Annotated in this window: 11 protein-coding genes and 1 pseudogene; 2 read left to right on the plus strand and 10 right to left on the minus strand. The window is 33.6% G+C overall.

Going from position 1 to position 12383, the window contains the following annotated elements; translation table 11 throughout:
• Positions 1 to 26: 26 nt before the first annotated feature.
• From DN393_RS00235 to DN393_RS00255, 5 genes are all read right to left on the minus strand, one after another.
• Positions 27 to 2690, minus strand: a complete 2664-nt coding sequence (locus DN393_RS00235) for a type IA DNA topoisomerase (RefSeq protein WP_149173122.1) — start codon at positions 2688 to 2690, stop codon at positions 27 to 29.
• A 224-nt stretch (positions 2691 to 2914) separates the two neighbouring features.
• Complete coding sequence (locus DN393_RS31815; protein WP_255449616.1) at positions 2915 to 3571, minus strand: hypothetical protein; 657 nt, start codon at positions 3569 to 3571, stop codon at positions 2915 to 2917.
• A gap of 118 nt (positions 3572 to 3689) precedes the next feature.
• On the minus strand, positions 3690 to 4292 hold the full coding sequence (locus DN393_RS00245; RefSeq protein ID WP_149173123.1) for a hypothetical protein: 603 nt from the start codon (positions 4290 to 4292) through the stop codon (positions 3690 to 3692).
• Positions 4293 to 4664: 372 nt separating this feature from the next.
• Entirely contained in the window at positions 4665 to 5303 is a 639-nt protein-coding gene (locus tag DN393_RS00250) for a nuclease-related domain-containing protein (RefSeq protein ID WP_149173124.1), read from the minus strand.
• Positions 5304 to 5319: 16 nt separating this feature from the next.
• Entirely contained in the window at positions 5320 to 5703 is a 384-nt protein-coding gene (locus DN393_RS00255) for a hypothetical protein (RefSeq protein ID WP_048548690.1), read from the minus strand.
• A gap of 125 nt (positions 5704 to 5828) precedes the next feature.
• On the opposite strand from DN393_RS00255, the gene DN393_RS00260 reads away from it, so the two are divergent.
• Positions 5829 to 6410, plus strand: a complete 582-nt coding sequence (locus DN393_RS00260; RefSeq protein WP_149173125.1) for a hypothetical protein — start codon at positions 5829 to 5831, stop codon at positions 6408 to 6410.
• Positions 6394 to 7008 carry a hypothetical protein gene (locus DN393_RS00265; RefSeq protein ID WP_149173126.1) on the plus strand — a complete coding sequence of 205 codons (615 nt, stop codon included), beginning with the start codon at positions 6394 to 6396 and terminating at the stop codon, positions 7006 to 7008. The genes DN393_RS00260 and DN393_RS00265 overlap by 17 nt, the downstream gene beginning before the upstream one ends.
• Positions 7009 to 7058: 50 nt before the next feature.
• Here the strand turns inward: DN393_RS00265 and DN393_RS00270 are convergent, their stop codons facing one another.
• The 5 genes and pseudogenes from DN393_RS00270 to ltrA form a co-directional block, all read right to left on the minus strand.
• A complete protein-coding gene (locus tag DN393_RS00270) occupies positions 7059 to 7694 on the minus strand; it encodes a hypothetical protein (protein ID WP_149173127.1) in 636 nt (211 codons plus the stop codon).
• Positions 7694 to 8323, minus strand: a complete 630-nt coding sequence (locus tag DN393_RS00275) for a hypothetical protein (RefSeq protein ID WP_149173128.1) — start codon at positions 8321 to 8323, stop codon at positions 7694 to 7696. The genes DN393_RS00270 and DN393_RS00275 overlap by 1 nt, the downstream gene beginning before the upstream one ends.
• A gap of 333 nt (positions 8324 to 8656) precedes the next feature.
• Entirely contained in the window at positions 8657 to 9370 is a 714-nt protein-coding gene (locus DN393_RS00280; RefSeq protein WP_149173129.1) for a transposase, read from the minus strand.
• Positions 9371 to 9386: 16 nt separating this feature from the next.
• Positions 9387 to 10112: pseudogene (locus DN393_RS00285) on the minus strand (hypothetical protein); the annotation flags it as partial.
• 98 nt (positions 10113 to 10210) lie between these two features.
• Positions 10211 to 12019, minus strand: a complete 1809-nt coding sequence (ltrA, locus tag DN393_RS00290) for a group II intron reverse transcriptase/maturase (RefSeq protein WP_149173130.1) — start codon at positions 12017 to 12019, stop codon at positions 10211 to 10213.
• Positions 12020 to 12383: the final 364 nt, after the last annotated feature.

Here is a 12383-nt window from a genome sequence, read left to right on the forward strand (position 1 = left end):
TATATGAAATTTAAGATTTTTCGATATTATTTCTTCTTCTCATATATAAACGTGACTCTCTTCTGTGTAGAGTCATATGTTAATTTTGTATCGAATGATTTCCCTGTTTTTTTCGATATAAATCCTTTTATTGTATCCGTCATATTCTTTTCTAATAATTTCTTGATTTGACTGGCTGTAATTCTTTTTTCAAGTATCATTCCTGAAACAATAAAATCACAGCCCTTCTTGTATTGTTCGCATAGATAGTTTGTTTTCCCCATTATGACTCTACTCTGGCATAATGGACATTTACCTACCGTGCGATCATCTGCAGTAGGAAATTCAAAACAAATACTAAGATCCATTTTTAATCGAATCGCAGCTGTGAATTCTCCTTTTTCCCCACTAAAACCATTGATGAAGTCTGTCACATGATTATTCACTAGTTTTTTAATCTGGCTATCGGATAATTTCTTGCCTTTAATCTTAGCCGGCAACATAAAATCGCATCCGTTTTGATATTCTGAGCACCCAAAAAACGTTTTACGGTTTAGGATTTGTCCTTTATGACACTTTGGACACTGACCTAGCGATAATTCTTCAACTGAAGGCAAATTAAAGCTGACTTCACCGTTAACAAATGCTAGATAAGCAGAAAACTCTTTACCATTAGATTTAAATCCTTTTATAATGTCCGTTTTATTCTCTTCAAATAGTTTTTTAACTTGTGCTGCAGGAATCGTTTTTTCCTTTACTCTTTTGGGTAATCCCATGTTACAGTTCGGGTGATTGCTGCATCCAAAAAATTTCCCTCTATCTAAAATTATTCCATTTCCGCAAGGACATTGGCATACTTCAATTTGTTGCTTCCAGGTTTCTATTAGATTGTACGAAACCGTGTCAGGAATTCTTATAATCTCTTGTGTTATTTTTTCTACAAACGTATTTGTTTGTGCTATGAAATCCTCATAACTCATTTCATTCTTTTCAATACGATGTATCATCCCTTCCATTTCAGCTGTGTATAGTGGATCTTTAATTTGCTGAACAGGAAATTTCTCAATAAAGGCGCGGCCTATTGGAGTCGTAGTAATTTTTCCTTTTTCAATGGCTATATAGTTCTTCTCATGTAAAGCTGGAATAAAGGTTGCTTCGGTTGCAACGGTTCCAATTCTTTTCCCTTTCATTAATTCTTTTAAATGTTCATCGTCTATTTTCCGACCTGCTGTTTCCATGAAAGTCAGAATTGAGCTTTCTGTGTGTAGAGCTGGTTTCTTTGTTTTGGATTCCAGTAACTCAAAATTAGAGATTTGAAGTTCTTGTCCTTTCTGCAGGATAGGAATTTTAAATGTTTCCACACTTTCTTCCTCTACTTCCTCTTGAAACACCTCTAGAAATCCTTTTTCTCGAAGTACACTTTCTTTTGTTTGATAGATATTTCCCATCGTATCAATAAATGACGCTTCTCTTACCAGGTATTCTGCAGGACGCATGAAATTACCTACAAAACGTTTTACTACGAGGTTATATAGTTGTTTCTCAATCTCTGGACGACCTTCCTCTTGATATTGTTTAGTCGTTGGTATAATAGCAAAATGGCTTGATACAAGCTCATCATTGAATGTTTTATGTTTCACATCAATTGCTTCAATATCGACGGATTGTACCAGTAAAGAATACTGACTCTTTGCTAGTGCCTGCATAACACCTTTTACACGATCCACTTGTTCTGTAGGTAAATGCCTAGAAGATGAGCGTGGGTAGGTTATGAAACCTTCCTCATACAAGGTCTGAATGTATTTTCTGGAAGTTTCAGCATTAATTTGCAATTGCGCATGGGCATCTTTATACAGGTCTGTTAAGTTATATAGCAATTTAGGATTCTTCTTCCTGGTTCCCTCTTTAAATTCTTCTACTACAAGATATTGCCCTTTCAAATTTTCTCCCAAACTTCTTAATGGGGATGGGTTTAACACTTGGTCTTCTGTTTTCATAACCGGTGTAAGTCCTAAATCTGTTATTAGCTGCAGATGATAATAAGATTGTTCTCTATATTTTTCAATTGCTAATTCGCGTTGGCGTATCTCATTTAATAAACACATTTGTACACGGCCAGATGACAATAAGAATTTATTTTGTGCTAATTTTGTGGTGCATCCCCTGGTTATATTCATCCCTAATAGATAATCTAGATACTGCCTAGCTTTAGCAGAATACGCCAGTCCATCATATTTAGACGCGCTCTCCAAACGATTGAGTGCTGCTTCAAGTTCTGCCGCTTCAAAAGAGGATTTATATACGCGAGATTGCTTTTTATTCACTCCTGCATATTCGTACACTTCCCTATAGATTAACTCGCCTTCGCGGTCCGCGTCACAAATATTCACCGCATGATCAACATCAGGGCGTTGCAGCAGTTTAACAAGGATTTGTAATTGTTCAGCATTTTCTTGTTTTACCTTATAGGCTGGCTGATAAATTAAAGGTAAGTGCTCTAAACTAAACATTTTGTACTTTGGATCCATCTCTTCTGGATTTTTTAATTCCAGAATATGCCCACGGCACCAGCTGACAATATAATGGTCATTTTCATAATAGCCATAATAAGGTTTGCTGCCAGTATACTTTTGCGAGTGACGGAATCGTGGTGATTTCATAATTTCATTGGCCACTTTCGGTTTTTCAGCAATAAATAACGTTTTTCCCATATTTTTTCCTCCTTAAACCAAAAAAGGACACACCTACGCCATGGTTCTGCGTAGGTGTGTCCTTTTGCAATATGATTTTTTAGTATTGGATTAATTCAATTATAGCATAATACTTACTTTATGCAATTGACTAAAAAAATGAAATTCACCTCAAGAGGAGTGCGCTCGTCCTACACTCATTATCAGTTCCTATTGGTGTAAAATGGAAAACGATACATACTCACTTATCCAAAAATATCTAAACCTATTACACTTTGATCCTCTTCATTCACAACTAAAACAATTTTATTTGCAAATGTAGCAAATAAGCGCAGTGTAGTTGATTCTATTAAAGAAGAGTCTAATTTCCATCCTTTAGGTGCGAAATTAATGTTTCCGCTTTTTGCAAAGTACGTATTTTCTATAAATCGTTGAACTTCCGTTATTCCATTAAAAGATATAGGTTTAATCGCACTAATATCTACCGAATAAAATTTCACTTTATTACGGTTTACTGGTCGTGTCTGTTTGTCTTCTTTGTACAAATCGAACGCAAATTCATTTTCAATACAATTCGAAAGCTTTTCTAATAATGCTTTAGAATTAGTTTTTAATCCTATTGTATGTATTTCTACAACTTGTCCATCTATTATCTTCTTTTTCGCCTCTTTATAATGAGGTACAATTTCACTCAATACAACACCTAATGAATATTCATTTGCAATCGGGAAAATATGATATATATCAACTGTAGATTTTAATTCAGGGGAAGTGAAAAGTAGGCATAATGGACTCATTGTAGTTAACGTGCTTGTAGTTTCTATATTTTCAAATGAAAACTCTCGTTTATCTATATGGAAATTATACTGCGGTTCTTCTGTTTCATTTATCCAATCAAACAAAATATATTTCCTCCTTCTTTACGGTCGATTTAATATTTTTTTAAATATTATAGTCCTATATAATTACATATAAACAATTATATAGGACTTTTCTGTAATTGTTTTCTATATTTTTGGATTAAGGTATATATATTTTTTTAGACCAGCTAGACAGTGTATACAGACCATATCTACCTTCTACTGATCCATTTAAATGAGCGCTGTACGTCCCTTTAAATCCACCTACATCCATAATTGCTTGATTTGAAATACTATTTGTGGCTCCATTAACTGGATATTTGAAATTATTAACATAGAACCAACCATCATTTATATACCAATCTACTTTCATGTATGAATAATTGATAAAATCTGAAAATAAAGTACCTGTCCAATTACATACAATATCATCAGTTGATTTTTTGTACGAACAAGCCATAGTCGCGACACCATCTAATGCTAAAGACTCCGGGCCGTTATTATCTATAATGCCTGAATTATGTGTATTGTTATTTTTTTCTGTATTAGTAGTTATAGATTTTGCTAGTTTCTCAATTTGGCCATTATCATTTTCTTTAAGCTTTTTAGTATACTCTTCAACATTTTTATCATCTTTTAATATAATAAAAGTTTCTTCTGACACTAATTGTCCATCATCTAAAGAATCGGCATATGCTTGAGATTGTAGTAATAAAATACTTGTAAATAGAACAATTAATGATACTCTAATTTTTTTTAACATACAATATTCTCCTTTTATCCAATATGGGGCCCTTGGAATAATATTCCTATATAAGTAAGAATTTTTCAATTATTAAATTAATATAGTTGTATTTTCTCAAGTAAATACTGAATTTTCTGTTTTTATAGATCGACTGCTATAAACTCTTTAATTACGAATTTGTATATATCATATATCCTCAGTTTATAAAAAATAAGCTAAGAAGAGATATGCACTCTTTCTTAGCTTAAGTAAAGAAAACTTAATCATTCCTTTTCATTATAAAATCGCTCGAATCCCCTTTTAACTTGTAATACTTCATGTTAAGACGAATAGCTACTATGGAGATTACTAAGAACCCTATTACATATAACATGTCTCTTTCTCCATTTCTTATTGTTTAGCAAACTTATTATGTAAATATTTCACATGTTTCTTTTCAATATCCTTATCCGTAATGTTTGCTCGCAATATAGTTTGGTAGATGTGCTGGACCTCATCATTTGTTAGTTGCGCTTCAGTATATGATTCAATACATTTTTGTAGATCGTTATAATATAGGACATGTTTATCTTTAGATTGAACATTTACTCTTTTTAGACTGCATTTTGGATGGAACGCTGCAATTGAGATGGACGGCAGCTGTTGCTCCATTATCCATTCAATTGCTTTCATATGTTTATAATTTTGTCTTAATGGATTTTGAAAAGATTGTTTCTTTCTAAAGATACCTTGTGTCCATCTTGCTGATTTCTCAGTACCATAGATCCATCCTTCATAGTTCTTCGTTTCTATAATAAATACACCTGTTTCTGCGATAACAATATGGTCAATTTGAGTTGTATCACCATACTCAGTGAGAACCGTAACATCATGTAACACGCAATACTTTTCTGAATCCAATTTGCTCAATGTACGCTTCACTAATTTTTCTCCGACTTTCCCTTTCCATTTTGGTACATGTTTTTTCACAACAATATTCAATGGAATTAGAATTACAATGAGAACTAATTCGAATATCAATACTTTCATTGTAAAATCCTCCTTTTCACACTCTTACGTTTTTGCGCATTAGACGATAGATATATGTTTCTAATCCTAAAATAAAATATGAGATACATAAGCCTTTTATCACCATCTCTACAAATCCTAAGGCTAATGAAACAATGAGCCCACCCCTAAACGGAAACGGTCTTGTCACTCTTCGATTTACTGGTTTTTCAATAACCCCAAAATTTGCCCAGGTAGGCAAACGTTTTTCCACATTCTTGACGGTACCCATTAATCCGTATTTTAGCGATAAAATGAAACAACCAATTAGTAAATATACGATAGATGAAAAATAGATAGATAGACCTATAACGATAATTGTAAGCAACCAACCTATTAAGATAGAATTTCGCAAAACAATATATTCTCGATTTCTTTTCAAAACAAACATTCCTTTCAAAATAAATTAGGGTATTTTTAAATGGAAAATATTTACAATTAAAAATAAGCATGATATGATACGTCTATATTAAATTTAGAAATAGCCTATAAAGGATTGTGATAGATATGTTAAAACTTGTAGTAGATAATACCGTAACAGATCAAAAAACAAATTCAGCTTTTTCAAACTATTTCACCTGCAAAGACTGTGTATACTATCTTTCAAAATCGGATTCTTGCAGTCTACAATTAGCAGCTGATTCAAATAGTCCCCTTATTCCTTATGAGTGTGGGAATTTTGAGGAAACCTATGAAATCGGAACGGAAGAACCATTGAATTCACATATTCATCAACGACTTCGTGAAGAAAAAGCACAAATACTAGCTGAAAATTATCCAGAACAACCTTCTATTGACCCTATTCTTAAAGATGCAATATGGTATGGAGCAGCAAATTATGGTTGCTGGATTGTAAATGACTCAAAGAAACGCTTTGCTCTTGCAGAACAAGTCCCTTTTGATATTAATTCCTCCCTACAAAAATATGCTTCTCCTTTCCCTTTACATGATCACGGTGCAAAAGAAGGTATTAGGCACTATATGTGTTGGTATGTAAATGAAAAAGGAATTGGTGAATACCATCTCCTTATTGGTGGTGTCATCATGAAAATTGCAGAAGGAGTTAAAAAACTTGGATTCAATCACTAATCATATTTATAAGAAGAGAATGATAGAACATACGATATTATTTAGCTTCGTGCAATTGGTTCCAATCCTTTTCGTTACTGTTATCATTTACGTAGCAATGGAGATTTCTGATTCAGAATGGCAAATTTGGCTTAGTTATGAAGAAATCTTCATAATATTATTCCTCATAACAAGATTTCAGGTGTTTCAAACGAAAGAAAGTATTTTTTCAATGCTACAATTCGAAAAATGGTTTTCGAAATTAAATATTTTCTTAGTTTCTATTTTCCTGGTCTGTTTTGCAAATATACCGGTTCTACTAAAAATTGTTTTCATTCTGCAAATGACAATCATATTCTATCTGTTAGAGCGTACTTGCTTGCATATTGAAAGATTACGAACACATAACCTCTATGCAATTAAGACAATCATTTGCGACAAAAAACAACTAAAAATTGAACGAATTGTCCCCTATAACGAGGAATATGGAACACTTACCATCCAAACAAGAGACAAACAGTACTTTTTATATACAGCTGTGTACTTAAGTGGCATATTATCTCCAATATCAGAGGAAATATTTGCAGAATACGAAAGAAGAAATCTCATAGGTAGATAAAAGGTACTGAATGTAAATTCAGTACCTCTTCTATCTCTATATATGATTCTTTATATATTAGCAAATAGCCATGGAGCGAGTACAGCTAACATACACAGGAAACAAGATCCCGTTATGACACGGTTGGACCAACGGTAATATTCGGGCTGTTTCGTACTCTCGTGAATTCTTCTTAAACGAATACCTGCGATTAACATAAATGGTGTGAAAATAAGTGCTGTTGCTTTAAACAGGTCTAAAAAATCCGTAAAAATATTCATAAACGAAACCACATCGGAACTGAACAAGAAGTACACACCTAGTCTCAGAGACATCATGCTAACAAATGAAAAAATCATACTTCCAGTTGCCCACTTCATCCATTGACCATTCTTCGTAATCAATGCCATAACCATAACAATGACGCCTAATACAAACAAAATAGAAAAGATATTTACACCTGTTTTAAAAGTCGGTGCATACATACCTTCAATCTTTTGAATGATTGATGAACCAAATGAATCATCTTTCTCTGATGTTTTTGCTCGATTGTTTAATCCCTTTTGAAAGGACGACGAAAGTTCGCTCCCTTTTCCTTCATTAAAACCTGGTTTTACAGAAGCTTGAGCCGCTTGTAAGGGTATAAGTAGTAAAATCATTAAAACAAGCGTACATAGGACTCCAAGCATCCCTTTTTCTTGTTTCATCACACATCACCCGCTAATTTTGGTTTAATGCTCTTTAATTTGATTTGATTTCCTTCCGCAACATAATAAAGATCTGCTGCATAATAAATATTTGCTTTCGTATATGCTCCCATAATAGCATTCGCAATTTCTTCCTTCTCTACTGCAATGTATGTTTCATTTTCATTGTAAAATTCAATTTCAATTCGGTTAATATTATTATTTAATACTGTAATATGTAACTCTTTTAGACTATCTAGACGATTTCCTAATCCACACACCAATTTAAATACTTTATTTGCAATTGTTGGTGGTTTAACATACGTCGTATTAAAATGAAGTGTTTCATCATCTATCACACCATCTTCCTCAACTGCACACTTCATAATGAAAGAATGATTTTGCTTTTCAATTTCTTGTTGACTCAACTTGCGATCAATGACATACTTCACGCTTGTTGACAGGTTTTCTATATATTCATCCAGTTCGGTATTTGAAATTTTAACCTCTGAGAATTCCGGGAAAATCATGTAAGCATGTACATTTGAGCTACTTTTACTTACACGTAATACCTCAACTTGTTTCCTTTCATAGCGCACCGTTTGTTCTAATTTTTCTACTACATTGTTACTTAGGGAATTAATATTCATTTACATTCACCTTTCAAAATTGTTATTTTTTAACTCAAAAATATTTTTTAATTCATATAATCCTCATGTTTGGATTTTATCTATTTTAAGCATTGTAATATTGCGGAGAGTTCTCGGTTCTCCTGTTTTAAGATTATTAATCACTTAATCTTAAAACATTTTAATATTACAATGACGTACAATGTCTCATTATAGTCGAATATCCTTATATGGTGAATCATTCTGTCCCACTCATTTGTACAAAAATAAAAAAATGTTTTATCCTTGTACAAATGAGTGGATAAATGCTGCATTCATACTATCTATCTATAAAAATACAACTAGGAAATTGTTTTATATATTCCCTAGTTGTCTATCACTCCATTCAACTAATGTATAAGAATACGGTGAATCAATTTGTAATTCTATATACAATGGTTGATTTTCTGGTAAGATTTCTCCCTCTGTATGGATCCAATAACGTTTGTTATCCGACATATTCAGTACGCGCGTCAGTCCTTGTTCGCTTCCTATTACTTTTGCAGTCCAACTGACCACATTCATATCATCTACCCTTGATACTTCTTGTGTAAAAGGTAGGTTCTGTTCTGTTTCTATTGGTATTGGCAACTGTTCTAGTTCCTGAAATATCTCCTCATATTCTAATATTTCCTCTGGTATATCCTCATCACTCGGAAAAGAAAATTCATATACTGCTTCAGAAGCAGGAGCATGATGAAATTCTTCAACATACTCCACTTCTTTTGCAACTTCCTTGTCCTGCTCTAACGTTTTTTCTTCTTCACCTACATTGATTCGAATAGATGTAGCAACTAAATCGTATATATTTGCTACATCCTTTTCTAAAGTAATTTCTTTTGTTGGAACAGTAACACGTTCTTGTTCCCTACCTATAGGCCTATTTTCTCTCGGGCACCAATAAACAGGTCGTTCCACCGGTTCAGGTCCTTTCTCCTTTTTCTTTTTCTCTATCACCATGTTTCTCTTTTTTTTGTAAACTACAAAACACATATAGCAAATTAATGCGATAAGAAGTTTCGTAAACATAATTTTCCCCTCTCGTTTAACCGAATAAATCAAACTCAAATTGTCCTTCAATTACTTTACTTTTTCGTTTGCCTTTCTTTTGAGAAGTATCTACTTTCACAATCAATTCTTCCCATAATGCAATATCTTGTTTTTGTACAAGCATACGCTTATCGGTATTCAGTGTTGTTAAAGTACGTATGATATCTTCTACATTTCCGTCAATTTCAAGTTTACGTTGCTTTACAACAACGCCAGTTACTTTTTCTTCTTTGATACATTCAATAGCTTTTTGCACAAATTTCGCATCTTCCATAAACGATACATCAAATGTACTCGGTAATGTTTTCACCCAATTTGTAAATTGAATTTCAATCGATTCAAACACTGGTGTAATTACTTTACCGATATTTGCAAGTACTCGCTTAGATTCTTCCGATGCCGCTTGTGTCCATTCTTCTGTTGAACCCTTTAACTGATTCCCACTCTTGATATTTTGAATTAATAATGTTTGTAGATCCCCAGTATCACCAAGCATTGCATTTAACCCATCACTTGTTGCATCACCGTTCATTGCTTCAGCAGCTTTATTCTTTTGGGCAATTAATTGCGCCATCTGTTCTTGGAATGTTTCTCGGTATCCAAGATAGAAAGTTCTGCATTGCTTTGTTTGACCAATGCGCCAATGTCTTCTTGCAGCTTGGTTCAACGTAAATAAGCTAAATGATAGTTGGTAGAAAATTAGTGTTGGTGTCGCCAGCAGTCGGGTAAGTCAGAGGTGTTACCAACTCTTTCTCCCCTAAGAACCGTACTTGTACCTTTCAGCACATACGGCTCAAGCCTCCCTTTATCCTTAACAATCTAGTATTTAAACTTTTTAAATGTGTTCAACATTGTTCTAACTGCTTTTTTGCTGTTGATAGGTATCTTTTGAGATTTTAAATAAGCTTGTACTTTAGGTAGCTGTTTTCCGTTCCCGTACCATTCTAAAAGGGCATGGTGCTGTTTATGACAACTACAATGAAGTAATTCAAGATTATCGTACTCATCTTTTCCACCTATAACTTTAGGAACAATGTGATTACTTTCAAGTGGTTCATCTCCAACTAATGAGTTGTTGCAAACTCTGCATTTATATTTAGTTTTTTTCGCTAATTTTCTCTTAGAATTTGTATTGAACCTATTGAATATCTTTTCATCCCTTTTTGCGAAGTATTTTTTAAGATTAGCGTCATCTGGACTATTCTTGTACTTAATCAGTACATGTCTTACAATTGGTGTCCATCTCATACGAATCAATTGATTTTTGTGATTATCAGGGTCCGTTAGTAACCATTTATCTCGGCTAACACCTGTATGGTCTGGATGGAAATATTTCTTATTTATCCATCTAGCGCCTTTTCGGTGATGTTTATATTTAAGATGGTGCATTACCTTCTTATGAATATAGCTGTCAATATCGCCATAAATTACTTTTGCTACAACAGGTGACCAGTAATTTGCTATACCTGTTATAACTGGATTTAGTTTTCTGATTAATTGTCCAATTGAACGTCCTCTATGAGATTTAAATATTTCGCTTATCTTTTCTTTAGCTTTTTTGACACTTTGGTTGGATGGTTTGATGAAGAGTTGTGAACCTTCTTTAGTAGGATATTGTCTAAAATTAAAGCCTAAGAAATCAAAACCATCAGTAATGTGTACTACTCTGGTTTTTTCCTCTGCCAATTTTAACCCTCTTTTATCAAGATAAGGTTGAAGTTTAGCATACATACTTTCAGCTTCTTCTTTAGAATTACACACTATAACAAAGTCATCTGCATATCTTACTATCCCAATTGAATCGGGATATAACATAGCTCCATCCCTTTTTGGGAAATGGTATCTTACTCCTAATTCCTGTTCCATTCCATGTAAAGCGATATTAGCTAATAAAGGTGAAATAATTCCCCCTTGTGGAGTACCAGTTTCTGTTTTGTAGAAGGTTTTATTATCTATACATCCTGCGTTTAACCATTGGTTAATTGCATTACTATAAGGAAAACCTTCTATACAGGATAAAATATGCTCATGATTCAGGTTATCAAAACAACCTTGAAAATCACCTTCGAATATCCATGCTCTATTAGTCCCTCTACTTAATTTAAGGAAAAGGTTTGCCATAGCGTCATGAGCACTTCGTTTGGGTCTAAATCCATAAGACATAGACTCAAAGCGACATTCCCATTGAGGTTCTAGTGCATTTTTAACCACATTTTGAAATATCCTATCTTTGATAACTGGAATCCCTAAAGGTCTTTTCTTTCCATTTTTCTTAGGAATATAAGTTCTTTTCACTGGAAATGCCTTAATATTTCTAACACTATACCCTTTTAATAAGTGGAACAATTTAACTCTATCCTCTGGTGTGTTAGTAGTAATCCCATCAATTCCAGCAGTACGTTTTCCTTGATTGATTTGCGTTACTCTCTTAATACTTAATAACAGGTTTGCCTTACTTCTCAACATTAGACGTTGAAGTTTTCTCACTTTACGTTTATTACCGAATTGTTCGGCACGATAGATTCGTTGTCGAAGTTTCTTCACATAGTTTTCAATTTCCTTCCATTGTATGGAGTTCCATTGAGTTACCTGTGGAGAAACAGCCGACTTCATATTGACAGTATTCATAACATGTTCCTCCTTTATAAGATTCCTCTTTCCGCTTTCTTTCGTGTTGAAGACCAGTAGGAATTCAGCACTTTTTCAAGTTATGTCAAAAGACACTATCCGCTCAGTTATGATTTCCTGCTATCTTTCGATATAGCGGCATTCGCTTTCTCCAACCTCCTATACCCTCTGAAGAATTAGTCGCACCTTACGGTTTGATTACCTTATTCATAGTGTTCTCGGCTAAAACGATTCACACGATTTATGAGGACTTCATAGGGCTTAACAAGTTCCACTAATAATAGATTCGTTTAAGGTAAGTGTCCTTCTTTACTCCGGCAGATCTATGGGTCATTATACGACTCTTTGACCGTCGAGCCTTTCC

The organism is Bacillus sp. BPN334, from assembly GCF_008368885.1.
Lineage (GTDB): Bacteria > Bacillota > Bacilli > Bacillales > Bacillaceae_G > Bacillus_A > Bacillus_A wiedmannii.

Coding starts and splice junctions, on each gene's coding strand:
- DN393_RS00270 (WP_149173127.1), bottom strand. CDS start 7,694: ATGAAACAAGAAAAAGGGATGCTTGGAGTCCTATGTACGCTTGTTTTA.
- ltrA (WP_149173130.1), bottom strand. CDS start 12,019: ATGAATACTGTCAATATGAAGTCGGCTGTTTCTCCACAGGTAACTCAA.
- DN393_RS00235 (WP_149173122.1), bottom strand. CDS start 2,690: ATGGGAAAAACGTTATTTATTGCTGAAAAACCGAAAGTGGCCAATGAA.
- DN393_RS00260 (WP_149173125.1), top strand. CDS start 5,829: ATGTTAAAACTTGTAGTAGATAATACCGTAACAGATCAAAAAACAAAT.
- DN393_RS00250 (WP_149173124.1), bottom strand. CDS start 5,303: ATGAAAGTATTGATATTCGAATTAGTTCTCATTGTAATTCTAATTCCA.
- DN393_RS00275 (WP_149173128.1), bottom strand. CDS start 8,323: ATGAATATTAATTCCCTAAGTAACAATGTAGTAGAAAAATTAGAACAA.
- DN393_RS00245 (WP_149173123.1), bottom strand. CDS start 4,292: ATGTTAAAAAAAATTAGAGTATCATTAATTGTTCTATTTACAAGTATT.
- DN393_RS00280 (WP_149173129.1), bottom strand. CDS start 9,370: ATGTTTACGAAACTTCTTATCGCATTAATTTGCTATATGTGTTTTGTA.